Source organism: Salmonella sp. SJTUF15591 (genome assembly GCF_043356435.1).
In the GTDB taxonomy this organism is placed as follows: domain Bacteria; phylum Pseudomonadota; class Gammaproteobacteria; order Enterobacterales; family Enterobacteriaceae; genus Salmonella; species Salmonella enterica.
In genome coordinates this window covers 38,797-62,715 of record NZ_JBEUJO010000015.1, presented here as the reverse complement: position 1 = coordinate 62,715, position 23,919 = coordinate 38,797, and the positions used below count along the sequence as shown (strand labels likewise).

The 23,919-nt window shown below is 53.7% G+C and carries 24 protein-coding genes; 6 read left to right on the top strand and 18 right to left on the bottom strand.

Features of this window, described 5'->3' with window-relative positions; genetic code table 11:
- Nucleotides 1–655 precede the first annotated feature (655 nt).
- Entirely contained in the window at nt 656–1,186 is a 531-nt protein-coding gene (gene ssb1, locus ABVM99_RS22735) for a single-stranded DNA-binding protein SSB1 (RefSeq protein ID WP_000168322.1), read from the bottom strand.
- Nucleotides 1,187–1,433: 247 nt separating this feature from the next.
- On the opposite strand from ssb1, the gene uvrA reads away from it, so the two are divergent.
- From uvrA to ABVM99_RS22720, 3 genes are all read left to right on the top strand, one after another.
- Complete coding sequence (gene uvrA / locus ABVM99_RS22730; RefSeq protein ID WP_000357722.1) at nt 1,434–4,259, top strand: excinuclease ABC subunit UvrA; 2,826 nt, start codon at nt 1,434–1,436, stop codon at nt 4,257–4,259.
- Between the two features lie 131 nt (nt 4,260–4,390).
- A complete protein-coding gene (locus ABVM99_RS22725) occupies nt 4,391–4,846 on the top strand; it encodes a hypothetical protein (RefSeq protein WP_072101793.1) in 456 nt (151 codons plus the stop codon).
- A complete protein-coding gene (locus tag ABVM99_RS22720) occupies nt 4,833–5,171 on the top strand; it encodes a hypothetical protein (RefSeq protein WP_000146597.1) in 339 nt (112 codons plus the stop codon). The genes ABVM99_RS22725 and ABVM99_RS22720 overlap by 14 nt, the downstream gene beginning before the upstream one ends.
- On the opposite strand, the gene ABVM99_RS22715 is transcribed toward ABVM99_RS22720, so the two are convergent.
- The 6 genes from ABVM99_RS22715 to dnaB all read right to left on the bottom strand — a co-directional run bounded on the left by ABVM99_RS22715 (nt 5,172) and on the right by dnaB (nt 10,881).
- Nucleotides 5,172–5,528: an MmcQ/YjbR family DNA-binding protein gene (locus ABVM99_RS22715; RefSeq protein ID WP_000155665.1), complete on the bottom strand. Its 357-nt coding sequence runs from the start codon at nt 5,526–5,528 to the stop codon at nt 5,172–5,174.
- 2 nt (nt 5,529–5,530) lie between these two features.
- Complete coding sequence (locus ABVM99_RS22710; protein WP_000270393.1) at nt 5,531–5,947, bottom strand: secondary thiamine-phosphate synthase enzyme YjbQ; 417 nt, start codon at nt 5,945–5,947, stop codon at nt 5,531–5,533.
- Between the two features lie 128 nt (nt 5,948–6,075).
- Nucleotides 6,076–6,789, bottom strand: coding sequence for an acid phosphatase AphA (aphA, locus tag ABVM99_RS22705; protein ID WP_000724435.1), 714 nt, complete (start codon nt 6,787–6,789; stop codon nt 6,076–6,078).
- A gap of 186 nt (nt 6,790–6,975) precedes the next feature.
- A complete protein-coding gene (gene tyrB / locus ABVM99_RS22700) occupies nt 6,976–8,169 on the bottom strand; it encodes an aromatic amino acid transaminase (protein ID WP_000486914.1) in 1,194 nt (397 codons plus the stop codon).
- 185 nt (nt 8,170–8,354) lie between these two features.
- Nucleotides 8,355–9,434 carry an alanine racemase gene (gene alr / locus ABVM99_RS22695; protein WP_001147297.1) on the bottom strand — a complete coding sequence of 360 codons (1,080 nt, stop codon included), beginning with the start codon at nt 9,432–9,434 and terminating at the stop codon, nt 8,355–8,357.
- A 31-nt stretch (nt 9,435–9,465) separates the two neighbouring features.
- Entirely contained in the window at nt 9,466–10,881 is a 1,416-nt protein-coding gene (gene dnaB / locus ABVM99_RS22690) for a replicative DNA helicase (protein WP_000918353.1), read from the bottom strand.
- Nucleotides 10,882–10,945: 64 nt separating this feature from the next.
- Between dnaB and ABVM99_RS22685 the strand changes: the two genes are divergently transcribed.
- Nucleotides 10,946–11,929: a quinone oxidoreductase gene (locus ABVM99_RS22685; RefSeq protein WP_000235555.1), complete on the top strand. Its 984-nt coding sequence runs from the start codon at nt 10,946–10,948 to the stop codon at nt 11,927–11,929.
- A 174-nt stretch (nt 11,930–12,103) separates the two neighbouring features.
- Here the strand turns inward: ABVM99_RS22685 and pspG are convergent, their stop codons facing one another.
- The 3 genes from pspG to ABVM99_RS22670 all read right to left on the bottom strand — a co-directional run bounded on the left by pspG (nt 12,104) and on the right by ABVM99_RS22670 (nt 14,910).
- The gene (gene pspG / locus ABVM99_RS22680) at nt 12,104–12,346 is read right to left on the bottom strand and encodes an envelope stress response protein PspG (RefSeq protein ID WP_000891414.1); all 243 of its coding nucleotides are present in this window, start codon (nt 12,344–12,346) and stop codon (nt 12,104–12,106) included.
- A 167-nt stretch (nt 12,347–12,513) separates the two neighbouring features.
- On the bottom strand, nt 12,514–13,512 hold the full coding sequence (gene dusA / locus ABVM99_RS22675; RefSeq protein ID WP_023195266.1) for a tRNA dihydrouridine(20/20a) synthase DusA: 999 nt from the start codon (nt 13,510–13,512) through the stop codon (nt 12,514–12,516).
- A gap of 87 nt (nt 13,513–13,599) precedes the next feature.
- Nucleotides 13,600–14,910, bottom strand: coding sequence for a conjugal transfer protein TraF (locus ABVM99_RS22670; RefSeq protein WP_023195265.1), 1,311 nt, complete (start codon nt 14,908–14,910; stop codon nt 13,600–13,602).
- Nucleotides 14,911–15,156: 246 nt separating this feature from the next.
- Here ABVM99_RS22670 and zur point away from each other — a divergent pair, with 246 nt between their 5' ends.
- A complete protein-coding gene (gene zur / locus ABVM99_RS22665) occupies nt 15,157–15,672 on the top strand; it encodes a zinc uptake transcriptional repressor Zur (RefSeq protein WP_000416271.1) in 516 nt (171 codons plus the stop codon).
- 99 nt (nt 15,673–15,771) lie between these two features.
- On the opposite strand, the gene ABVM99_RS22660 is transcribed toward zur, so the two are convergent.
- From ABVM99_RS22660 to ABVM99_RS22640, 5 genes are all read right to left on the bottom strand, one after another.
- Complete coding sequence (locus tag ABVM99_RS22660; RefSeq protein ID WP_001030592.1) at nt 15,772–15,981, bottom strand: CsbD family protein; 210 nt, start codon at nt 15,979–15,981, stop codon at nt 15,772–15,774.
- 21 nt (nt 15,982–16,002) lie between these two features.
- On the bottom strand, nt 16,003–16,116 hold the full coding sequence (locus ABVM99_RS22655) for a hypothetical protein (protein WP_001575282.1): 114 nt from the start codon (nt 16,114–16,116) through the stop codon (nt 16,003–16,005).
- Nucleotides 16,113–17,438 carry an MATE family efflux transporter DinF gene (dinF, locus tag ABVM99_RS22650; RefSeq protein ID WP_001128113.1) on the bottom strand — a complete coding sequence of 442 codons (1,326 nt, stop codon included), beginning with the start codon at nt 17,436–17,438 and terminating at the stop codon, nt 16,113–16,115. The genes ABVM99_RS22655 and dinF overlap by 4 nt, the downstream gene beginning before the upstream one ends.
- Nucleotides 17,439–17,616: 178 nt before the next feature.
- A complete protein-coding gene (lexA, locus tag ABVM99_RS22645) occupies nt 17,617–18,225 on the bottom strand; it encodes a transcriptional repressor LexA (protein ID WP_000646079.1) in 609 nt (202 codons plus the stop codon).
- A 108-nt stretch (nt 18,226–18,333) separates the two neighbouring features.
- Nucleotides 18,334–18,702, bottom strand: a complete 369-nt coding sequence (locus ABVM99_RS22640) for a diacylglycerol kinase (RefSeq protein ID WP_000002902.1) — start codon at nt 18,700–18,702, stop codon at nt 18,334–18,336.
- A gap of 170 nt (nt 18,703–18,872) precedes the next feature.
- Here ABVM99_RS22640 and plsB point away from each other — a divergent pair, with 170 nt between their 5' ends.
- Nucleotides 18,873–21,293 carry a glycerol-3-phosphate 1-O-acyltransferase PlsB gene (gene plsB / locus ABVM99_RS22635; protein ID WP_000017360.1) on the top strand — a complete coding sequence of 807 codons (2,421 nt, stop codon included), beginning with the start codon at nt 18,873–18,875 and terminating at the stop codon, nt 21,291–21,293.
- Nucleotides 21,294–21,391: 98 nt separating this feature from the next.
- Here the strand turns inward: plsB and ubiA are convergent, their stop codons facing one another.
- From ubiA to malM, 3 genes are all read right to left on the bottom strand, one after another.
- Entirely contained in the window at nt 21,392–22,264 is an 873-nt protein-coding gene (gene ubiA / locus ABVM99_RS22630) for a 4-hydroxybenzoate octaprenyltransferase (protein ID WP_000455249.1), read from the bottom strand.
- Between the two features lie 13 nt (nt 22,265–22,277).
- Entirely contained in the window at nt 22,278–22,775 is a 498-nt protein-coding gene (ubiC, locus tag ABVM99_RS22625; RefSeq protein ID WP_000019219.1) for a chorismate lyase, read from the bottom strand.
- Nucleotides 22,776–22,955: 180 nt separating this feature from the next.
- On the bottom strand, nt 22,956–23,873 hold the full coding sequence (malM, locus tag ABVM99_RS22620) for a maltose operon protein MalM (protein WP_000782497.1): 918 nt from the start codon (nt 23,871–23,873) through the stop codon (nt 22,956–22,958).
- Between the last annotated feature and the right edge of the window lie 46 nt (nt 23,874–23,919).

Below are 23,919 nucleotides of genomic sequence, written 5' to 3'. Positions count from 1 at the left end.
AGCCAGCTATAAGTAACAACTTTATCTTCAGCAATTAAAAATAAAGCAAGATGCACATATCATATTTGAGCTCATCACAAGCTAAAGCAAACATTTAATTAACTATTGATAATACCGACCATTCTCTAACGTTATTTTATAATATCTTTTTGTTGTCAAAAAATGGCTATAAATTATATATTTTGCAGATGAGTTTTCTCTTTCATATTTAAGACAATCCGTGTTATTGCAGTACATTTATGAACTTCGGCTGGATAATGATGTGCCGAGGCGAGTCGGCCAGAGGCGATAAGCGACATTTTTCCGTAAGATATGCGCTTCTCTTTTTTGAAAGGGATACTAAGAGCCTATCCCATTAGGGCTATTTTACTTGCCATTTTGGACCTGGGCAGTGCTCGCCAAAACGCGTTAGCGTTTTGAACGCCGCTAGCGGCGGCCCGAAGGGCGAGCGTAGCGAGTCAAACCTCACGTACTACGTGTACGCTCCGGTTTTTGCGCGCTGTCCGTGTCCAAACTGGCTGCGCCAATAACGCCTGGTGGGATAGGCTCTAAGACAATAATACCAGGTAAGAAAATGCCTGGTTTACACCAGGCATTTCAGCAGACGAGAACTATAGCGAAAATGCAAATAACGCTTTGACTTTTTTACCAAAAATCAGAACGGAATGTCGTCATCAAAATCCATTGGCGGTTCGTTAGACGGCGCTGGCGCGGATTGCTGTGGACGTGACTGCGCGCCGCCGCTGAACTGGTTGCCGCCCTGCGGCTGCTGAGGTTGTTGCGGTTGACCCCAACCCCCCTGCTGCTGACCGCCTGCCGGTGCGCCGCCGCCCTGGCGACCACCCAGCATCTGCATCACGCCGCCGATCTGCGGAACGTTAATTTCAGTCGTATAGCGTTCCTGGCCACTCTGATCGGTCCACTTGCGGGTACGCAATTGACCTTCGATATACACCTGAGAACCTTTACGCAGATATTCGCCGGCCACTTCCGCCAGTTTGCCGAACATCACCACCCGGTGCCATTCAGTCTGCTCTTTCATTTCGCCGGTCTGCTTATCGCGCCAGGATTCAGAAGTAGCCAGCGTTAAGTTGGCGACAGCGCCGCCACTCGGCATATAGCGTACTTCCGGGTCCTGGCCCAGATTACCAACGAGAATCACCTTGTTTACGCCTCTGCTGGCCATAATTGAGTCTCCTGAATACGTTTCATAAATAGTGTAAACGCGTGAGTGTACCATTTCCACGTAGCATTTTAATAGCTGCGATGCAGGTTCCAGGTCACTCGCGCGAACCTCATATTGTTGCATACTTTAGCTGAAGATGCATTCCAATACTGTATATTCAAACAGGTTAAATTGTGTCATAATTAGCCGTTTCTGCCGTTTGTCCTTCAAACAAACCAGGCATCCGAGTCTCTACCGGGAAAGGTGAATGGATAAGATCGAAGTTCGGGGCGCCCGCACCCATAATCTCAAAAATATTAACCTCGTCATCCCCCGCGACAAACTGATTGTCGTGACCGGGCTTTCGGGTTCAGGCAAATCCTCACTGGCTTTCGACACTCTGTATGCCGAAGGGCAGCGTCGTTACGTTGAATCGCTCTCCGCTTACGCGCGGCAGTTTTTGTCGCTCATGGAAAAACCGGATGTCGACCATATTGAGGGGCTATCGCCCGCGATCTCAATTGAACAGAAATCGACATCGCACAACCCGCGCTCTACGGTGGGTACTATTACCGAGATCCACGACTACCTGCGCCTGCTGTTTGCCCGCGTGGGCGAGCCGCGTTGTCCGGACCATGACGTGCCGCTGGCGGCGCAAACCGTTAGCCAGATGGTCGATAACGTGCTGTCACAGCCGGAAGGCAAACGTCTGATGCTGCTGGCGCCGATTATTAAAGAGCGTAAAGGCGAACACACCAAAACGCTGGAAAATCTGGCAAGCCAGGGTTACATTCGCGCCCGTATTGACGGCGAAGTCTGCGATCTCTCCGATCCGCCGAAGCTGGAGCTGCAAAAGAAACATACCATTGAGGTGGTGATCGATCGCTTCAAAGTTCGTAACGATCTTTCCCAACGCCTGGCGGAGTCGTTCGAAACGGCGCTGGAATTATCCGGCGGCACGGCGGTTGTTGCCGATATGGACGATGAGAAAGCGGAGGAGCTTCTGTTCTCCGCCAATTTTGCCTGTCCGATTTGCGGCTACAGTATGCGCGAGCTGGAACCGCGTCTGTTCTCATTCAACAACCCGGCAGGCGCCTGCCCGACCTGTGACGGGCTCGGCGTTCAGCAATATTTCGATCCGGACCGCGTGATCCAGAATCCCGACCTGTCGCTGGCAGGCGGCGCGATTCGTGGTTGGGATCGTCGCAATTTTTACTACTTTCAAATGCTCAAGTCGCTGGCGGAACACTATAAGTTCGACGTGGATGCGCCGTGGGCAAGCCTCAGCGCCAACGTACATAAAGTTGTGCTGTACGGTTCCGGCAAAGAGAACATTGAATTTAAATATATGAACGATCGCGGCGATACCTCCGTGCGCCGCCATCCGTTCGAAGGCGTGCTGCATAATATGGAGCGCCGTTATAAAGAGACGGAATCCAGCGCGGTGCGCGAAGAGCTGGCGAAGTTCATCAGTAATCGCCCCTGCGCCAGCTGTGAAGGAACGCGACTGAATCGCGAAGCGCGCCATGTATTTGTGGAAAATACGCCGCTGCCTGCTATTTCCGATATGAGCATTGGCCATGCGATGGATTTTTTCACTAATCTCAAGCTTTCCGGGCAACGGGCGAAAATCGCCGAAAAAGTGCTAAAAGAGATCGGCGATCGTCTCAAGTTTCTGGTGAACGTCGGCCTGAACTATCTCACGCTCTCCCGCTCGGCAGAAACGCTTTCCGGCGGCGAAGCCCAGCGTATTCGTCTGGCGAGCCAGATAGGCGCCGGGTTAGTCGGCGTGATGTATGTGCTGGATGAGCCGTCCATCGGTCTGCACCAGCGCGATAACGAACGGCTGCTGGGTACGTTGATTCATCTGCGCAATCTTGGCAATACCGTGATTGTGGTGGAACACGATGAAGACGCCATCCGCGCCGCCGACCATGTGATTGATATTGGCCCCGGCGCGGGCGTTCACGGCGGCGAGGTGGTGGCGGAAGGCCCGCTGGAAGCCATTATGGCGGTACCGGAATCACTGACCGGCCAGTACATGAGCGGTAAACGCAAAATTGAAGTGCCGAAACAACGCGTGCCGGCAAATCCAGAAAAAGTGCTCAAACTCACCGGCGCACGCGGCAACAACCTGAAAGATGTGACCCTTACGCTACCGGTAGGGCTGTTTACCTGTATCACCGGCGTCTCAGGTTCCGGTAAATCGACGCTGATTAACGACACGCTGTTCCCCATCGCCCAGCGTCAGTTAAACGGGGCGACTATCGCCGAACCGGCGCCGTATCGGGATATTCAAGGGCTGGAACATTTCGATAAAGTGATCGATATCGACCAGAGCCCGATCGGGCGCACCCCGCGTTCCAACCCGGCGACCTATACGGGCGTCTTTACCCCGGTTCGCGAGCTTTTTGCTGGCGTGCCGGAGTCTCGCGCGCGCGGCTATACGCCAGGGCGATTCAGCTTCAACGTGCGCGGCGGTCGCTGCGAAGCGTGCCAGGGCGATGGCGTCATTAAAGTCGAAATGCACTTTCTGCCGGATATTTACGTGCCGTGCGACCAGTGCAAAGGCAAGCGCTATAACCGGGAAACGCTGGAGATTAAGTACAAAGGCAAGACCATCCACGAAGTGCTGGATATGACCATTGAAGAAGCGCGTGAGTTCTTTGATGCGGTTCCGGCGCTGGCACGTAAGCTGCAGACGCTGATGGACGTGGGGCTGACCTATATCCGTCTTGGCCAGTCGGCGACGACGCTTTCCGGCGGCGAGGCCCAGCGCGTGAAGCTGGCGCGCGAACTGTCGAAGCGCGGCACCGGGCAGACGCTGTATATTCTCGACGAGCCGACCACCGGCCTGCACTTTGCCGATATTCAGCAGTTGCTTGACGTTCTGCATCAGTTGCGCGATCAGGGCAACACCATCGTGGTGATCGAACACAACCTGGACGTCATTAAAACGGCGGACTGGATTGTCGACCTCGGCCCGGAAGGCGGCAGCGGCGGCGGCGAAATTCTCGTCTCCGGTACGCCGGAAACCGTGGCGGAGTGCGAGGCGTCGCATACCGCCCGCTTCCTTAAACCTATGCTCAAATAACCTTCACGCCGCTTTCCGATTCGCTGGGAAGCGGCATCATTTTTCCTCATCCCACCTCATTGTATCCGTGTTGAGCATTTGTGATTTGCGTGCCGCCTAGCTCTGACATGTGATAGCGCAAACGGTCTGTTATGGAAAACACCATGAAGTTGCCCTACGCAATCACACTACTGCTGTGCCTGTTTTTAGCCGCCTGTACGCTGCCTGACCGCTTTAGCGCCGTGGCTTTTCAACAACTGACGCTATTACAAGCGCGCTCAACCCGCTTCCTGCAAGACGCGGCGCGAATACCGTGGCAAAAAGAGACACTGCTCAAGGATGACCGCGATATCCGCCAGACATTTTTTCAGGCTGAGCGGGTCGCCCGTCAAGGTGGGGATAAACACCGACTCGATAATCTGGCGCTGCTGAAAAATCACTATTTGCGTCTTTATGCGCGGGTTATGCAACGTAAGCAACCACTTACTTACATCCAGGCTGAGAGATACCAACAGCAAAATAATCAGGTCTGGAAATTAGCCATACAGGGTGAGTGTCTGCATTGGGGCGCCCGCTGTACTCAGGGAGATGAAAATGGCGTCTATTAACGAAATACATTACCTGATGACCACCGCCCGGGCCGAACATCCTGTAGCCTCCTCGGCGATTGCCGAGTTTATCCAGGCGTATAAGCAGGCAAGAGAAGACAGCGACGACGGTATCCGCGAGTCCGCCGCGTTTATCGCCCGCGCGCTTCAGGAACATGCTCGCGGCTGGCTGGACGACGATGATATGATTATTCTGCTGGAAGGACAGCGGGACCTCGCCAGGCTACGCGCCAATAATGCGCAAATCGCCCTCGGCAGCCGTATCCGGTCTACGGTCATCCGCCTCATTGATATCGCCCTGGCGTTGTTGGTCGGCGCGCTATAATCAGGACTGCGGCAACTGCTTGCGTTTATCTTCCGGCAGCGCATTTACCGCCTGTTGATAAGAGGCATCGACCAGATAATAGAGTTGTGAATCCGGCAGCGATCCGTCCAGATAGACCGTGCTCCAGTGCGCTTTATTAAGGTGCCGACTCGGTCGTACATCGCTGTGCTGCTGGCGTAACAACTCTGCCAGTTCCGGGCTGGTTTTGAGAGAGGCTGCCGGGCGTCCTTCAACTTCTTTTACCATCGCGAAAAGTACATCTTCCACTTTAATTTGCGTCGCTTTCCAGTCGCTGTGGACGCTCTGCTCTGCGCCAGGTTTTGCCATGCAGTATTGCAGTAATTCCGAAATGGTCATTATCATTCCCCTTGTAGTGTCGCGATGATTTTACGTGGACCGCCGTGAATACGGTGCTCTCCCAACCAGATACCTTGCCATGTTCCTAACTGTAAACGCCCCTGGCGTACAGGCAGCAGCAACGAAACGCCCAATACTGACGACTTAATATGCGAAGGCATGTCATCCGCGCCTTCGTAATCATGTTCATACGCCGCATTATCGGGAACGGTTTTCAGGAAATGGCGCTCCATATCAGCGCGCACGGTGGGATCGCAGTTTTCGTTTAACGTCAGCGAGGCCGAGGTATGTAGCAACAACAGATGCAGCAAACCCGTTTCGACAGGCGGTAAGCCAGACAATTTATCGGTAATTTCATCTGTTATCAGATGAAACCCGCGCGGCTTCTCGCTCAGTGTAATGGTGCGCTGATACCACATAGGCTGCTCCTTCCTAAAAACAAACGTCTCCTGAATAGTGTGCAGCAAGTCTGGAAAAGGTAAAAGCCAGCGGGGCAAGTTTGTGCAAAAATCATGCAAAAAAGGAGAGCCTGTCGCTCTCCTGATTTTTAGTACTCCGAGTTGACAATGACTTCCTCGCCAAACGCTCCTGCCTGCGGCAGCGGTTTGTAGGTGGAATTAGCCGCGCGCAGGATGCGAATACCGCGGATACCACAATCACGGGCCGCGGTAATATCGTTATCCGAATCGCCGTAGAAGATACGCATGTTCTTCTCCTGCAGCCACTGTACTTTCGTATTTTGTTCCGGTTTATCGCCGGCGAAAATCACCGGATTCATATTCGCCGCCGGAATATGGAAGTTATCCGCCAGCGTTTTCGACACGGTTTCCGTTTTCGTCTGACTACGACCAGTGACAAAGTAAATACTGTCGCCACGACGAACATGCATATCAATGAGCTGTCGGGCCACTTCTTTTGGAATACTGAACTCATCCCAGCCGTTGTTCATTTTTTCCCAAAAGGCCGGATTTTTCAGATAATCGTCGCTGTCCGGGGAGTAGGTTTTCTTTCCGCGCCAGAATCCGGGGCTGGAAAATAACACGGTGTCGTCAATATCAAAGCCGACCGCCATCGGCGGGCGTCCGGTGAGGCTGTTTTCAATCTGGGCGACAGAGACCCAATGGACAGGCGCTTGTTCCGCGAGTTTTGCAACATTAGTGCCCGGATTGAGCGTCGAAGGGGAAGATACTAACGCATTCGCGGAATGGTTTAGCGTAAACAATAAACAGACGGCACTCAGCGCCAGGGTTATTTTTTTCATGCTTTTCCCTTAAAATTCAAAATATTATAATTATTAAGATGAGTCTTTGCTCAAAAAACTATCTGACCATAACGCCAGTAACGGTCAAAAGGAAGGATTATCTGCGGTTTTGTTACGAAAAAAGAGGATGATCACAACAGCTATTGTCAGACCGGAGGGCACTGTTATCGCCGTCCGGCCTGAATATTACATGACAGCGGCAAATGCCTTCGCCACGCGGTGTACATTTGAAGCATTAAGCCCGGCGACACACATGCGGCCACTGGCAATCAGGTAAACGCCAAACTCATCGCGCAACCGCTCGACCTGCTCCTCGCTTAACCCGGTATAGCTGAACATACCGCGCTGCTGTAACAAGTAATCAAAGTTGCGGTCAGGCATCTCCGCCTTCAGCTCCTTCACCAGCGTCTGGCGCATCGATATAATGCGGTTACGCATCGCGTCGACTTCCGCCAGCCAGCTCGCTTTTAACGCCTCATCGCCCAGGACCGTAGCGACCACCTGAGCGCCGAAACACGGCGGACTGGAGTAAATTCGGCGCACCGTCGCTTTTAGCTGTCCCAGAACCCGCGCGGCGATTTCAGCATCTTCACACACCACGGACAGGCCGCCGACGCGCTCGCCGTACAGCGAGAAAATCTTCGAAAAAGAATTACTGACTAACGCAGGTAACCCGGCGCTGGCAATGGCGCGAATAGCGTAAGCATCCTCGTCCATGCCTGCGCCAAACCCCTGATAGGCAATATCAAGGAACGGAATCAGATCGCGCGCTTTCACTATTTCAATCACCGCATCCCATTGCGAAGGCGTTAAATCCGCCCCGGTCGGGTTGTGACAACAGGGGTGCAGCAGCACGATACTGCGCGCAGGTAACGTATTCAGCGTGGCCAGCAGATCGTTAAAACGGATGCCGTTAGTCGCGTCGTCATACCAGGGGTAAGTACTCACTTCAAATCCTGCCCCGGCAAATATCGCAATATGGTTTTCCCAGGTGGGGTCGCTCACCCATACGCCTGCGTCGGGGAAATAACGCTTAAGGAAATCCGCGCCCACTTTCAGCGCGCCGGAACCGCCTAATGTCTGGATAGTAGCCACGCGCTGTTGCTGAAGAACCGGGTGATCGGCGCCAAAGAGCAAAGGCGCGATAGTATGGCGATAAGTATTGAGTCCTTCCATCGGCAGGTACAGCGAAGCGCCATGCGGCTGCGCGTTAAGCCGGGCTTCGGCTTCGGCCACCGTTTTAAGCTGTGGGATAATCCCGTCTTCGTTGTAATACAGGCCAATGCTCAGATTTACTTTGTCGTGACGGGAGTCGTCTTTAAAACGCTCCATCAGTGAAAGAATCGGATCGCCGGCATAGGCGTCAACTTTTTGAAACACGCGATGGTTCTCCAGGTTTACAGAGGGCAGGAAATAACACAATAAACCGGAAGGACGAGAAGATCGAGAGGATGTTGTGGTGGATGCGCATATTACCGGATAGCGGCATGAACGTCTTATCCGGCCTACAGCCAATGCGCGATACAAGCCGGATAAGCGCAAGCGCCACCCGGCCCGCCGCGTATTTAATCAATATACTTCATCGCCACCCTTGAGGTCAGGCGCGTGATAAGTTCGTAAGCACTTACTTTTGTCATTTCAGCGATACGTTCAACCGGCAGACCTTCACCCCATAAGACCACCGGATCGCCCGCGTTATCCTGCGCGTTTGGCCCCAAATCTACGCAAATCATATCCATCGCCACCCGCCCGACAATCGGAACTTCACGACCATTGACCAGTACTGGCGTACCGGAAGGCGCCGCTCGTGGGTAGCCATCGCCATAACCCATCGCCACCACGCCCAGGCGCGTGTCGCGCTCACTCACCCATGTCCCGCCGTAGCCCACCGGTTCGCCCGCTTTGTGGTCACGCACCGCGATCAAACTGGAGGTTAAGGACATCACCGGCTGAAAACCAAAATCCGGCCCCCAGGGTTTGTGTTCCAGCGGCGATACGCCATACAAAATGATGCCCGGACGCGCCCAGTCAAAGTGAGACTGCGGCCACAGCAGGATACCGCCAGACGCGGCAATAGAGCGCTGACCGGGTTTACCCTGACAGAAGGCATTAAAAATGTCGAGCTGATGTTCGGTAGCGCCGCATTCCGGCTCATCCGCACGGGCAAAATGGCTGACGATATTCACCGGCTGGCGTACATTTTTACAGTGCGTCAGACGCTGGTAGAACGCCTCCGCCTCTTCGGGACGCACGCCGAGACGATGCATACCGGTATCCAGTTTCATCCAGACCGTTACCGGCTCCGCCAGCTCCACCGCCTCCAGGGCGGCAAGCTGCTCTTGATTATGTACGGCGGTATGCAGACATTGCGCGGAAATGGTCGGCAGATCGGCGGCGTCGAAAAAACCCTCCAGCAGCAGGATAGGCTGCGTGATCCCGCCCGCTCGCAGACGTAGAGCCTCTTCAAGACGCGCCACGCCAAAAGCGTCAGCATCAGGGAGCGTTCGCGCGGTCTCCAGAAGACCGTGTCCATAAGCGTTCGCTTTCACCACCGCAACCAGCTTACTGGCAGGCGCCAGTTCACGCAGACGTTGCAGGTTGTGTCGCAGAGCGCGGCGGTTAATGACGACTGTTGCCGCTTGCATTTGAATTCCTTGTTAAAAGAATGACGGAGAGTTACTCATCATCGTATTGCGGTCCCGCATAGTTATCGAAGCGCGACCACTGACCATTGAACGTCAGACGAACCGTACCGATAGGACCGTTACGTTGCTTACCAATAATAATTTCAGCAATGCCTTTTAAGTCGCTGTTCTCGTGATAAACCTCATCACGGTAGATAAACATAATTAAGTCGGCATCCTGTTCAATAGAGCCGGATTCACGCAGGTCGGAGTTCACCGGACGTTTATCCGCGCGTTGTTCCAGGGAGCGGTTAAGCTGCGATAGCGCCACGACCGGCACCTGTAGTTCCTTCGCCAGCGCTTTCAACGAGCGAGAAATTTCGGCGATTTCCAGAGTACGGTTATCAGAAAGCGACGGCACACGCATCAATTGCAGGTAGTCGATCATAATCAGACTTAACCCGCCATGTTCGCGGAAAATACGCCGCGCGCGCGAACGGACTTCTGTCGGCGTAAGACCTGAGGAGTCGTCAATATACATATTGCGTTTCTCCAGCAGAATGCCCATCGTGCCGGAGATTCGCGCCCAGTCTTCATCATCGAGTTGACCGGTACGAATACGTGTCTGATCGACGCGGGACAGCGAGGCCAGCATACGCATCATGATCTGTTCGCCGGGCATCTCCAGACTAAAGATCAGTACCGGTTTATCCTGCAACATCGCCGCATTTTCGCAGAGGTTCATCGCAAAAGTGGTTTTACCCATGGAGGGGCGCGCCGCAACGATAATCAAATCCGAACGCTGTAACCCTGCCGTCTTTTTATTGAGATCCTGATAGCCGGTATCCACGCCTGTAACGCCATCGTGCGGTTGCTGGAACAACTGCTCAATACGCGCCACGGTAGCGTCGAGGATCTGGTCGATGCTTTTCGGACCTTCGTCTTTGTTGGCCCGGTTTTCCGCGATCTGGAAGACGCGCGACTCCGCCAGATCCAGCAGTTCGTCGCTATTGCGCCCCTGTGGATCGTAACCGGCATCCGCAATTTCATGCGCCACCGCGATCATATCGCGGACCACGGCGCGTTCGCGCACAATGTCCGCATAAGCACTGATGTTCGCCGCGCTTGGCGTATTTTTAGACAACTCCGCCAGATAGGCGAAGCCGCCGACGCTGTCCAGTTGGCCCTGCCGCTCCAGCGATTCCGCGAGCGTAATCAGGTCGATAGGACTGCCGCTTTCCTGCAAGCGCCCCATCTCCGTAAAGATATGGCGATGCGGGCGGGTATAGAAATCTTCCGCCACCACGCGCTCGGCCACATCGTCCCAGCGCTCGTTATCCAGCATTAAACCGCCCAACACCGACTGTTCCGCTTCAATCGAGTGCGGCGGCACTTTTATCCCGGCAACCTGCGGATCGCGGTCGCGGGCATCAGTCTGTGGTTTGTTGAAGGGTTTATTTCCTGCCATAGTGAATGGAGTTACCGAGATAGTGATTGGGTCGAAAGATTACCACATTTCTTTTGGAGGAAGCATGGCAACGCGTATTGAATTTCACAAGCATGGTGGTCCGGAAGTGCTTCAGACCGTGGAGTTTACGCCAACGGAACCGGCGGAACACGAAATCCAGGTTGAGAACAAAGCCATTGGTATCAACTTCATCGACACCTATATCCGTAGCGGACTCTATCCGCCCCCGTCGTTGCCTGCGGGCCTGGGAACCGAAGCTGCGGGTGTGGTCAGTAAAGTCGGCAACGGCGTGGAGCACATTCGCGTGGGCGATCGCGTCGTCTACGCGCAGTCAACGCTCGGCGCTTACAGTTCCGTCCATAACGTCCCCGCAGATAAAGCCGCGATTTTACCTGACGCCATTTCCTTCGAACAGGCGGCAGCCTCTTTTCTCAAGGGGTTGACCGTTTTTTACCTGTTGCGCAAAACCTATGAAGTGAAACCCGACGAACCCTTCCTGTTTCATGCCGCTGCGGGCGGCGTCGGTCTGATCGCCTGCCAGTGGGCGAAAGCGCTGGGCGCGAAGCTTATCGGTACCGTCGGTAGCGCGCAAAAAGCGCAGCGGGCGCTGGACGCTGGCGCCTGGCAGGTAATTAATTACCGTGAGGAGAGTATTGTCGAACGGGTAAAAGAGATCACCGGCGGCAAAAAAGTCCGCGTGGTCTATGACTCCGTGGGGAAAGATACCTGGGAAGCCTCACTGGACTGCCTGCAACGTCGGGGACTGATGGTCAGTTTCGGCAATGCGTCCGGCCCCGTCACTGGCGTGAATTTAGGTATTCTGAATCAGAAAGGTTCCCTGTATGCCACGCGACCTTCACTACAGGGGTATATTACGACACGTGAAGAACTGACCGAAGCCAGCAATGAATTGTTCTCACTGATCGCCAGCGGCGTGATTAAAGTTGATGTGGCTGAAAATCAACGCTATGCGTTAAAAGATGCCCGTCGCGCGCATGAGGTGCTGGAAAGCCGGGCCACACAGGGCTCAAGCCTGCTGATTCCGTAATAGCTCTGCAAAGAAATTGGGCTTCCACCCGGGAAGCCCTTTCTTTTTTTGTTCGGCTGTATGTAGGGTACAGCGCGATGAATTCGTTACCTGCGCAATCATGACAGATTTAATAATCGATTCCTATTTGCCTGTGAGGGCAAAGTTCCAGGTTGTGACGAACCGCTCAATACCTTAGTAAAACCGACGGTTATTGCGCTGATACTGTGGGATTTTTGGCGTTTTTACTGCTTTGATCACCCACACCACAGCCACCGCCAGCAGTAGCCACGGTAACAGCTTGATCATCAGGGCGAACATTCCGCCCAGGAACATGACGGCAGTCGCTACAACCAGCGCGGCCAGAATGCCCAGCAAGGAGACGCCCGTCACCATTAACATCAGAAAAAAGCCAAGCACAAAAAGTAGTTCCAGCATAGTCGCTCCCCATAAAGATGGCATTGCCCGGCGGCACGGCGCTTACCGGGTTTGGTCAGGTAAGCTATTACAAAAATCATGCCAATATTTATGTTTTTGATATATAAAGAAAACGCCCTGCAAGACTGCACAGGGCGTGGTGAGATTGACTAATTTTTGGCGAACTTTTAACGCTTGTCTGCCACCAGTTTTAGCGCCTGCTCCAGTACAGCAACATCCGCGCCAGCTTTATGGGCGTTTTCGCTCAGATAGCGACGCCACTGTCGCGCGCCGGGGATACCCTGGAACAACCCCAGCATATGGCGAGTGATATGCCCCAGATACGCTCCCTGGCTCAATTCACGCTCAATATAGGGATACATCGCGCGAACCACCGCAACCGGGTCGGTATCGGTGGTATCGGCGCCAAAGATCTCCCGATCCACCGAGGCCAGTATACCCGGATTCTGATAAGCTTCGCGGCCAACCATGACGCCATCCATATGGCGCAGGTGCTCCTTCGCCTCTTCCAGAGATTTGATGCCGCCGTTAATGGACATGGTCAGGTGCGGAAAATCCCGCTTTAGCTGATAGACGCGCGGGTAATCCAGCGGCGGGATCTCACGATTTTCTTTCGGGCTTAAGCCAGAAAGCCAGGCTTTGCGCGCATGGATAATAAACATCTCGCATTCGCCCTGACCGGAAACCGTATTAATGAAATCACACAGGAACGCATAACTGTCCTGATCGTCAATACCAATGCGGGTTTTTACCGTCACCGGAATCGAGACGACATCACGCATGGCTTTAACACAATCGGCGACCAGTTGCGCATTGCCCATCAAACAGGCGCCAAACATACCATTTTGCACGCGATCGGAAGGGCACCCCACGTTGAGGTTAATTTCATCGTAGCCACGCGCTTCCGCCAGCTTTGCACAATGCGCAAGCTGAGCCGGATCGCTTCCACCAAGCTGTAGAGCGACCGGATGCTCTTCTTCGCTATAAGCCAGATAGTCACCCTTACCGTGAATAATCGCGCCCGTGGTCACCATTTCGGTGTAGAGCAGCGTCTGGCGAGACAGCAAACGCAGGAAATAGCGGCAATGTCTGTCCGTCCAGTCGAGCATAGGCGCGATGGAGAAGCGATAAGCAGGTAAAGCGGAGGACTGGGTTTCAGGCTGCATGGCGAATAAATAAGCATCCGGTTAAAAAAGGGGCGTTACTATAGCATAACGCTAAACCGGAGGCGTAGCGCCTCCGGTGAAAGCACCTCAGAATGTCATTGTAAGCTGCGCGCCTGCCCCCCAGGTTTCATCTTCGCCGTACAGTCCCATTAAATCGAAATGCACACGGTTAAAGGGCGCAAAGCCAAGACCGCCAGTAACCACATTGCTATCGTTATTTTTCACATCCGCACGATACCCTGCGCGCACCGCCAGCCATGACAACGGTCGAACTTCAGCGCCGACACCCACGTACTGTGAATTGTCTTCGCTCTTAAAGCCTTTCGTTTCCGTCAGATCGCCATCGGCGCTTACGGTCAGCAAATCGTTATGCCATGCGATGCCCGCGGTAACCAGGGGGCGGATTTGGTATGTATCTTTGTAGTTGGTGGTTTCTCCCGTCATACCATTAGTGATGTAAATATCTTTCGTATCGATATCGCGAGATACCAGATTTTGCCCGCTCAGCCCCAACGTCCAGTTTTCACCGATATCGGCAGCAAGCCCCGCATCAATGTTAAAACCCGTATCGTCATTGCGATAACGGCTGCTATTCCAGTCGCTACTGTCGTAGTTATAAATTGAGGTGGTGTAGTTATAGAGCCAGGTTTTTTGCAGTTTTGGCGTAACGCCAATGGAAACAGGCACCTCGCCCACCACAAACTGCTTCGCCAGCGCAATACCGTAGTCAGACACAATCGCTACCCGCCCCGACGCGGTAGAGTTTAAATGCTTTGTAATTTCGTCAGACCCCAGCAAAGCAGCGCGTCCTGCTTCACGAAGCGCAACACGTTCATCATGCTGGATATCGCGCAGATACTGAATATCGTTCTGATCAATGGACGAACTCACGCGCCCATGCGCATAACCTTTGGCGATAAACGCCACGGAAAGCGTTTGCCCTGGAATACTTACCGCCAACCCGGCGCCGGCATTGGCGCGGGCGGTTTTTCCGTTGAGATATTCCAGCTCATCGGCCAGGTCGCGCGCGGCGCCCTGAAATTGATTCAGCACGCCTCGCGGATTGAGCAGAATTTGCCCCAGCGTAAGGTTATCGACGACCTCATCGTAGTAATCCACTTTATCGCTGATATCGTCAATTTCATCCTGGAGATTGTCTTTATCCGTAATCTGGACGCCGACCGCAGGAAGGACAACAGTGATATTGTCTTCCGGTTTGGCTTTTGCCAGTAACGCCGGATTTAATAGTACTCCGCTGCCATAATTCGCGGACGCGACGCCCGTCCCGCCCATTGCGTCATTACGCGCTTCCGTCCAGGTATTGGCGGCGCTCGCCTGCTTTGCCATAAAAAGCGAGACCGCGATAGCAATCAGTGAAAGTTTGACGTTTTTGTTCACAGTTAGCCCATCTTATTATCAGGTGAAGTAATCCCTCCGCCACGCTTTACCGGACAGAGGCGAACTATTGCTGTGAAATAGTGATGTTAAATCCTGTTGTTATAATATCGACCCTCATTAGGTATAGATGAGAATACTGGCGCGGAAAAGCTTAGCAGGCGATATATTGTCGCGGGGTAATTTCAGAGTTTTAAGCAGCTCGTGGTAAAGTAACGGATTAGACTTTCATGCCATTCGAGGTGCTACATGGAAAAGACCACAACGCAAGAGTTACTGGCGCAAGCTGAAAAACTCTGCGCGCAGCGCAACGTGCGCCTGACGCCTCAGCGCCTCGAAGTGCTGCGCCTGATGAGTCTGCAACAGGGTGCCATCAGCGCATACGATTTGCTCGATTTGCTGCGCGAAACGGAACCACAGGCCAAACCGCCCACCATCTACCGCGCGCTGGATTTTTTGCTCGAACAGGGTTTTGTCCATAAAGTGGAATCCACCAATAGTTATGTGGTTTGCCACCTGTTCGATCAGCCGACGCACAGCTCGGCCATGTTTATCTGCGATCGTTGCGGCGTGGTGAAGGAAGAGTGTGCCGAGGGCGTGGAAGACATCATGCATACGCTGGCGGCTAAAATGGGCTTTGCGCTACGACATAACGTTATTGAGGCGCACGGTCTGTGCCCTGCGTGCGTAGAAGTGGAAGCGTGTCGCCATCCGGGCGACTGTGGTCACGATCACTCGGTGCTGGTGAAGAAAAAACCGCGTTAGCCTGAACGGAAAAACGGGCGGCAGTAGAGAGGGGCACGCCCGCATTCATAAGCAAACAGTGGGAAGCACATCCATGTACTCCTGGTAGGGGAAAACATATTACCAGCGATAGTTGTTACGGGTTTCCCAGTCAACAACCTCTTTTTCCGCCTGATCTTTCTGGTAACCGTAACGCTCCTGGATTTTACCTACCAGTTGGTCGCGTTTACCTTCGATAACGGTCATATCGTCATCGGTCAGTTTGCCCCATTGTTCTTTCATTTTACCTTTAAACTGTTTCCAGTTACCGCCGGCTTCGTCTTTATTCATCATCTTGTCCTCATCATTCGGTTAGGAATAGCAGGTGTTATTCGCCCAAATGCACTGCAATTTCTGCTGGACGTGATAATAATTGTAGGCAGGAATTCGGCCTTCGGTTTTATATTCAGAATTTTTAACCGTCACGATCTGGCAAACCATGTACCCTCGCGCCAGTGACGACGCCAGATAAGGCTCAACGACAGACCGCGAAGCGCCAGGAACACGGTTAATGCCAGCCATAAACCATGATTTCCTAATACCGGCAGGGCGAAGAGCGTCAGCGCGAATCCTCCCGCGGCGACTGCCATGCTATTGCGCATTTCGGCGGCGCGCGTCGCGCCAATAAACATACCGTCGAGCAGATAGCACCATACGCCCACCAGCGGTAATACCACCTGCCAGATAAGATACCGATCCGCCAGTAGCTGTATTTGCGGCAATGAGGTCAGTAACGCGACAATATGTTCGCCTGCCAGGGCATAGACTGTGGAAAACAATAAGGCCACAATCCCTGACTGACGACACGCTGCTCGCCAGACGTCCAGTAGCTTGCTACCGTCACGCGCGCCGTAAGCCTGACCGGAGTGCGCCTCCACCGCATAAGCAAAACCGTCCAGCGCATAGGCCGTAAAGGTGAGTAAGGTCATCAGGACTGCATTTACCGCGATAATATCGCTGCCCAGCCGCGCGCCTGACACCGTGATTGCGCCAAAACAAAGCTGAAGGAGCAATGAGCGCAGCATGATATCGCGATTGAGCGCCAAAAGGCGGCGCACGTTGCCGCGCCAGGCCTGTTTTAGCATATCCAGCGACACACCGCGGAGATGGAGAACTTTACGTACCATCATGAGGCCGATCAGTAACGTGGCATATTCTGCGATGACCGTCGCCAGGGCGGCGCCCTGCACGTTCATATGAAGTCCCATCACCAGCCACAGGTCGAGCGCGATGTTGAGAATATTGCCCACGACCAACAAGATAACCGGCGCCCGCGCATACTGAACGCCTAACAGCCAACCGAGCAGTACCAGATTCGCCAGTGACGCGGGAGCGCTTAGCCAACGAATTTCAAGGAAGCGTCTCGCCTGCACCAGGACAGCGTCGTTCCCGCCGACAATATGTAAAGCCAGCTCGATAAGCGGCGTGCGAAATAGCACAATCATCACGCCAGCGCCCAGTGCCAGCAATAACGGTTGAATGAGCGCCCGGGCTAACGCCTGCGGATTTTTGGCGCCAAATGCCTGCGCCGTTAGTCCAGTGGTGCTCATACGTAGAAATAGCAGCAGCATGAAAAGAAAGCTGGTGGCAGTCGCGCCCACCGCCACGCCGCCCAGGAAAACAGGGCTGTCCAGATGACCAATCACCGCCGTATCGACCAGCCCCAGTAAGGGGACGGTGATGTTAGAAAAAATCATCGGCAGCGCGAGACGCCAGAGAGCTTTATCAGAGGAGGTAAAAAGCGGCATGGAGAAAAGCCTGACAAGGAGTTAAACGAAACGAGCGCATTGCCGGATGGCGACGTAACGCCTTATCCGGCCTACAAATTAATCATCTCAGGAACTGCATTCCCGTAGGCCTGATAAGCGCAGCGCCATCAGGCTGCACGATTGCCGGATGACGGCTTACAAGGAGATTAAAAAGAGATTACAACCATTCCCCGTTGCGAATGACGCCTACCGCCAGCCCTTCAATCGTAAAGCTTTGTTCGCGCAGATCCACCACTATCGGTGTAAACTCGCTGTTTTCCGGCAGCAGCTCCACTTTATTGCCCTGCTTTTTCAGGCGTTTTACTGTCACTTCATCGTCAATGCGAGCGACAACCACCTGGCCATTACGGACGTCCTGCGTTTTATGTACCGCCAGCAAATCCCCATCCATAATACCGATGTCTTTCATCGACATACCGCTCACGCGCAGCAGGAAATCGGCGCTGGGTTTGAACAGTGAAGGATCGACCTGGTAATGGCCTTCAATATGCTGCTGCGCCAGAAGCGGTTCACCCGCCGCGACACGCCCGACAAGTGGTAATCCGTCCTCTTCTTCCTGTAACAGACGGATACCTCGCGATGCGCCGGAAACGATTTCAAGCACCCCTTTGCGCGCCAGCGCTTTAAGGTGTTCTTCCGCCGCGTTTGGGGAACGGAACCCCAAACGCTGCGCGATTTCCGCACGCGTCGGTGGCATACCTGTCTGGCTGATGTGATCCCGGATGAGATCAAACACCTCTTGTTGCCTGGCCGTTAACGCTTTCATTCCGCCCCCTGGGTGTATATACAGTCATGCTGTGAGTATATACAGTTAAAGGTGATTTTGGAACCACAAACGGCGCAAAAAACAAGAGATTTATAAAATTTGGAACCTTTATCGAAAATGTGACCATAACAGGATGCCCCAGGTCATCAGGGCAACGAAAATAGACAGTAGCACCGCAGCCGATCCCATATCTTTCGCACGGCCGGAAAGCTCATGGTATTCAGAACCGATGCGGTCCACGACCGCTTCAATAGCGCTGTTGAGGATTTCAACAATCATGATAAGTAAAACGGAACCTATCAATAATACACGGGTAATCGCATCCACATCCAGCCAGCAGGCGATGATGACGCCCAGCAATACCGCGAGGCTTTCCTGGCGAAACGCCGCTTCGTGAGTCCATGCGGCGCGAAATCCTTTCCAGGAATATCCTGCCGCTTTGATAATTCTGGTGAATCCAGTGGTATTATTGGCCATCAAAAGAACCTTTTTACATTATTAACGTCAATGACATTATACGGTTGCCCTGCACGATTCGGACTGCTGTAACGCAGCGCGAAGTATGACGGGATACAACAGAAATTCGCTAAACTTTCTGATATCCTTGCACCGCATTTGCATTATTAACCAGAGGCTTTACATCGTTTATGTCCGGCTGGCCACGAATTTACTACAAATTACTGAATTTACCATTAAGCATACTGGTAAAAAGCAAGTCTATTCCGGCGGAACCCGCCCAGGAATTGGGGCTCGATACTTCTCGCCCCATTATGTATGTCTTGCCATACAACTCAAAAGCGGACTTACTGACGCTGCGGGCTCAATGTCTGGCGCACGATCTCCCGGATCCGCTGGAGCCGCTGGAGATCGACGGCGCGCTGCTGCCACGCTATGTATTTATTCACGGCGGACCGCGTGTCTTTACCTATTACACGCCAAAAGAAGAGTCGGTGAAACTTTTTCACGATTATCTCGATCTGCATCGGAGTAATCCGGCTTTGGACGTGCAGATGGTGCCCGTTTCCGTGATGTTTGGCCGCGCGCCGGGTCGTGAAAAGGGAGAAGATAACCCGCCTTTACGTATGCTGAACGGTGTACAGAAATTCTTTGCCATCTCCTGGCTGGGTCGCGATAGCTTTGTCCGATTCTCGCCGTCCGTCTCATTGCGTCGCATGGCTGATGAACACGGCACCGATAAAATCATCGCGCAGAAGCTGGCTCGCGTGGCGCGTATGCACTTTGCTCGCCAGCGCCTGGCGGCGGTTGGCCCACGCCTGCCCGCCCGTCAGGATCTGTTTAACAAACTGCTGGCCTCGAAAGCGATCGCCCGCGCGGTAGAAGACGAAGCGCGCAGTAAAAAAATCTCTCATGAAAAAGCGCAGCAAAACGCCATTGCGCTGATGGAAGAGATCGCGGCGAACTTCTCTTACGAGATGATTCGTTTGACCGACAGGATTTTGGGGTTTACCTGGAACCGACTGTACCAGGGGATTAACGTGCATAACGCCGAGCGCGTACGCCAACTGGCGCACGACGGGCATGAAATCGTCTATGTGCCCTGTCACCGCAGCCATATGGACTATTTGCTCCTTTCTTATGTGCTGTACCATCAGGGGCTGGTTCCGCCGCACATTGCCGCCGGTATTAACCTTAATTTCTGGCCCGCTGGCCCGATTTTCCGTCGTCTGGGCGCGTTCTTTATTCGTCGCACCTTTAAGGGGAATAAACTCTATTCCACCGTCTTTCGCGAATACCTGGGCGAGCTGTTCAGCCGCGGTTACTCGGTTGAGTATTTTGTCGAAGGAGGACGTTCGCGTACCGGACGTTTGTTAGACCCGAAAACCGGCACCCTGTCGATGACTATCCAGGCGATGCTGCGCGGCGGTACCCGTCCAATTACGTTAGTGCCTATTTACATCGGCTATGAGCACGTCATGGAAGTGGGCACCTATGCGAAAGAACTGCGCGGCGCGACAAAAGAGAAAGAGAGCCTGCCGCAGATGCTGAAAGGCTTGAGCAAGCTGCGCAATCTGGGTCAGGGCTACGTTAACTTTGGCGAACCGATGCCGCTCATGACGTACCTGAACCAGCATGTGCCGGAGTGGCGCGAATCTATCGACCCTATAGAGGCCATACGCCCAGCCTGGCTGACGCCGACGGTAAATAGTATCGCCGCCGATCTGATGGTGCGTATTAACAACGCTGGCGCGGCAAACGCGATGAACCTGTGTTGTACCGCGCTGTTAGCGTCGCGTCAGCGCTCGCTCACCCGCGAGCAGCTCACCGAGCAGCTTGATTGCTATCTCGATCTGATGCGCAATGTCCCTTATTCCACAGACTCAACCGTTCCTGCCGCCAGCGCTGGCGAGCTCATCGCTCACGCGCTGCAGATGAATAAGTTTGAGGTCGAGAAAGACACCATTGGCGATATCATCATTCTGCCGCGCGAGCAGGCGGTGTTGATGACCTACTATCGTAACAATATCGCGCATATGTTGATTATGCCTTCGCTGATGGCGGCGATTATCACCCAGCATCGTCGCATTTCGCGTGATGCGTTGCAGCAGCATGTTGAAGCGCTCTATCCGATGTTAAAAGCGGAGCTGTTCCTGCGCTGGGAGCGCGAGGAGTTAGCCTCGGTCATTGACGCGCTGGCCAGTGAAATGCAGCGTCAGGGGCTAATTACCCTGCAGGATGATGAACTGCATATCAACCCGACGCATTCCCGTACGCTGCAGCTGCTGGCGGCAGGCGCGCGCGAAACGCTACAGCGTTATGCCATTACGTTCTGGCTGTTGAGCGCCAATCCGTCCATCAACCGCAGTACGCTGGAGAAAGAAAGCCGTACCGTGGCGCAACGTCTGTCTGTCCTGCACGGTATTAACGCGCCGGAGTTTTTCGACAAAGCGGTGTTCAGTTCACTCGTGTTGACGCTACGGGATGAGGGTTATATCAGCGATACGGGCGATGCCGAACCGGCAGAAACGATGAAGATATATCAGATGCTTGCCGATCTGATTACCTCTGATGTCCGTCTGACGATTGAAAGCGCGACGCAGGGCGAGTAAGCCAGTGCCTGAAATGCCCGATGGCGTAAGCTTATCGGGCAACTGATATGACGTATTGAAAATTTTGGCTTTGCAGGCCGGGTTCGCCCGGCATGACATCAGAAGTGCCAGTAACTCATCGCCAGCCCTAAAAATAGCACCAGGCCAACGTAGTTATTGTTCATAAAGGCTTTAAAGCAGGCTTCACGTTCACGGTTCGCAATCAGTTTTTGCTGGTAGACAAACAGCGCGCCCGCCACCAGCACAGCCCAGTAATATCCCCATCCCAGACCATTCAACCAGCCGATCAGCGCCATTAACGCCATGACGCCAAGCTGCAGAATCCCGATAATCAATGTGTCATAACGACCAAACAGGATCGCCGTCGATTTAATGCCTATCTTGATATCATCATCTCTGTCGACCATCGCATATTGCGTATCGTAAGCCACTGCCCAGAGAATATTGGCGAGGAACATCAGCCAGCAGCTCAACGGCAGGGATTCGCTCACCGCGGCGAACGCCATGGGGATTGACCAGCCGAAAGCGGCCCCCAGCACGACCTGCGGCAGGTGGGTGTAGCGTTTCATAAAGGGATAAACCCAGGCCAACGCCAGCGCCGCCACGGAAAGCAGAATCGTCATGGCGTTCAGCGTCAGCACCAACAGAAACGCCAGCAGCACCAGCACCACAAACAGGTTGCGCGCTTCTTTCTCTGTCACGGCGCCGCTGGGTAAAGGCCGGTTGACCGTACGTTTTACATGTCCGTCAAATTTACGATCGGCGTAATCATTCACCACGCAGCCCGCCGCGCGCATTAACCACACGCCAGCGACAAAAACCGCCAAAATCCACAGCTGAGGCATACCCGGCGTCGCCACCCATAGCGCCCAAAGCGTCGGCCAGAGCAGCAGCAACGCGCCAATAGGCTTATCTGTACGCATCAAACGGTGAAACGCCAGCAGCTTACTCTGCGTCAGACTCCACTCCATCTTTATCTTCCTCTCAGTACAGCGGCGATGCAGGTAAAAAAAGCTCGGTAAGCAACAGCGGTTTTCCGCTCAACCGCAGTCGAGAGCGGCGCCCCCACAGCGTTGCATCGCGTCCAATTTCAATAAAATCGCGGGTCAGTGTCGATGATGTAAATAGATAACGTCCAAGCGGGGTTTTACCCAGATGTTGTAAGACCTGTTCAGGTCCGCACAGCGTGGATTCCGGTACCACGGTACGTCCGGCAAGCCAGGGCTCGCCGTCAGCGCAAAGCAGTATCTCACGTAACCAGTAGCGGGATTCGGATGGCAGTAAACCTGATGCTTCCTCGACCTCACTTTGGCCGACAAACGCTTCCCGAATCAGCGTCACGCTTACCCGCTTTCCCTGCTGCTCAAAACGTTTAGTCATAGAATCTTCCAGCAACAGCCAGTCCAGCAAATGGGGTTCAAGCGCAGGAATCGCATCAAAATAGCGCAGCGCACGCAGTTGCGTTAACGCAGGGTGTGACATGCCTTACTCTCCGATTCATAACCTAAAGTCATTGTATCTCAGAAAAGACATTACGGGGGGCGCAATCACAATTAAGTGATCTGTTGCGCAACAAAAAAATAACAATTCGCATGAAATGACAAAAAAAGGTGCGCCAGGAGACGCACCAGTTGCTGCAAAATCAGCACTGTGGGGAAACAATTACCCCTTGCCTTTTACACTGCTGATAAAGGTGGAACGGGCAGATGTCGATCCCAGACGTTCGGCCTCATCAAGCAGTTTCAGCGCTTTATCGACGTCGCCTTTCGCTACGGCATCCTTAATCGCTTTATTAAAGTAGCTTTCCGTATCGTTCAACATCGGTTCGCTTTTCTTCGGCGCGACTGGCGCTGGCGCCGCGACCGGCGCTGCGGTATTGCCTACCGTTACCGGCCCGGTACCGGACGAGCCAAACAACGGCCCGACCAATACGCTGGAGCTGCTGTTGGTTTTTACCTTCAGTTTCACCACGCCGTCAGTGGTATGGCGAGCAACTGGATCGGGAATATCCGGGATAGAGTTACCGACGCCTTTGGCATAGGCTTTTGCCGGATCGAGCAGCGTAGTGGTTTGCTGAAGATCTTTTTCGGTCGTAAACACCAGAACATAGAGTTTCTGCTGCCCCAACGCAGGCGTCAGGCGCATCACGCCTTCCAGCCGGTCTGCGCTCATGACGCCCGGCTGCTGATAAGTAAAGTAACTGCTGGGGAAGAACGCCGAAGGCGTCATATTTTGGTCAAGAATCAACACGTTTGGCGCAAAAACGCTGGCTTGCTTATTGACCTCGCTGGTCAGAGTTAATGTCAGCTCGCCGATATTCGCCGGAACGCTATAAGCGGCGACCGGGCCGGTAATGCCGGCGACGTCAAGGCGCTGGCCGCCCGTCGCCAGTTGGGTAGACTGCGTTTTTGACTGATCTACAGGCGTCCAGGTTAATTGCTGTAGCGCAGCAGCAGGAATAGCGGGCGCGGCGCTGGTATTTTGCGGTACATAGTTCACTTCCGCCAGGCTGATACCCGGCACGCTGGCGAACAGCCCTGCGGTTAAACAGAGGGCGACGAGACTTTTCTTCATTTTCATTATTCTCACCTCAATAAGGCGGGTTCAGCGGTAGCCAGGCAATAGC

What these genes read in the sequence shown, in the direction of transcription:
- ssb1 (WP_000168322.1), bottom strand. Translation starts at nt 1,186, where the DNA reads ATGGCCAGCAGAGGCGTAAACAAGGTGATTCTCGTTGGTAATCTGGGC.
- uvrA (WP_000357722.1), top strand. Translation starts at nt 1,434, where the DNA reads ATGGATAAGATCGAAGTTCGGGGCGCCCGCACCCATAATCTCAAAAAT.
- ABVM99_RS22725 (WP_072101793.1), top strand. Translation starts at nt 4,391, where the DNA reads ATGGAAAACACCATGAAGTTGCCCTACGCAATCACACTACTGCTGTGC.
- ABVM99_RS22720 (WP_000146597.1), top strand. Translation starts at nt 4,833, where the DNA reads ATGGCGTCTATTAACGAAATACATTACCTGATGACCACCGCCCGGGCC.
- ABVM99_RS22715 (WP_000155665.1), bottom strand. Translation starts at nt 5,528, where the DNA reads ATGACCATTTCGGAATTACTGCAATACTGCATGGCAAAACCTGGCGCA.
- ABVM99_RS22710 (WP_000270393.1), bottom strand. Translation starts at nt 5,947, where the DNA reads ATGTGGTATCAGCGCACCATTACACTGAGCGAGAAGCCGCGCGGGTTT.
- aphA (WP_000724435.1), bottom strand. Translation starts at nt 6,789, where the DNA reads ATGAAAAAAATAACCCTGGCGCTGAGTGCCGTCTGTTTATTGTTTACG.
- alr (WP_001147297.1), bottom strand. Translation starts at nt 9,434, where the DNA reads ATGCAAGCGGCAACAGTCGTCATTAACCGCCGCGCTCTGCGACACAAC.
- dnaB (WP_000918353.1), bottom strand. Translation starts at nt 10,881, where the DNA reads ATGGCAGGAAATAAACCCTTCAACAAACCACAGACTGATGCCCGCGAC.
- ABVM99_RS22685 (WP_000235555.1), top strand. Translation starts at nt 10,946, where the DNA reads ATGGCAACGCGTATTGAATTTCACAAGCATGGTGGTCCGGAAGTGCTT.
- pspG (WP_000891414.1), bottom strand. Translation starts at nt 12,346, where the DNA reads ATGCTGGAACTACTTTTTGTGCTTGGCTTTTTTCTGATGTTAATGGTG.
- dusA (WP_023195266.1), bottom strand. Translation starts at nt 13,512, where the DNA reads ATGCAGCCTGAAACCCAGTCCTCCGCTTTACCTGCTTATCGCTTCTCC.
- zur (WP_000416271.1), top strand. Translation starts at nt 15,157, where the DNA reads ATGGAAAAGACCACAACGCAAGAGTTACTGGCGCAAGCTGAAAAACTC.
- ABVM99_RS22660 (WP_001030592.1), bottom strand. Translation starts at nt 15,981, where the DNA reads ATGAATAAAGACGAAGCCGGCGGTAACTGGAAACAGTTTAAAGGTAAA.
- dinF (WP_001128113.1), bottom strand. Translation starts at nt 17,438, where the DNA reads ATGCCGCTTTTTACCTCCTCTGATAAAGCTCTCTGGCGTCTCGCGCTG.
- lexA (WP_000646079.1), bottom strand. Translation starts at nt 18,225, where the DNA reads ATGAAAGCGTTAACGGCCAGGCAACAAGAGGTGTTTGATCTCATCCGG.
- ABVM99_RS22640 (WP_000002902.1), bottom strand. Translation starts at nt 18,702, where the DNA reads ATGGCCAATAATACCACTGGATTCACCAGAATTATCAAAGCGGCAGGA.
- plsB (WP_000017360.1), top strand. Translation starts at nt 18,873, where the DNA reads ATGTCCGGCTGGCCACGAATTTACTACAAATTACTGAATTTACCATTA.
- ubiA (WP_000455249.1), bottom strand. Translation starts at nt 22,264, where the DNA reads ATGGAGTGGAGTCTGACGCAGAGTAAGCTGCTGGCGTTTCACCGTTTG.
- ubiC (WP_000019219.1), bottom strand. Translation starts at nt 22,775, where the DNA reads ATGTCACACCCTGCGTTAACGCAACTGCGTGCGCTGCGCTATTTTGAT.
- malM (WP_000782497.1), bottom strand. Translation starts at nt 23,873, where the DNA reads ATGAAAATGAAGAAAAGTCTCGTCGCCCTCTGTTTAACCGCAGGGCTG.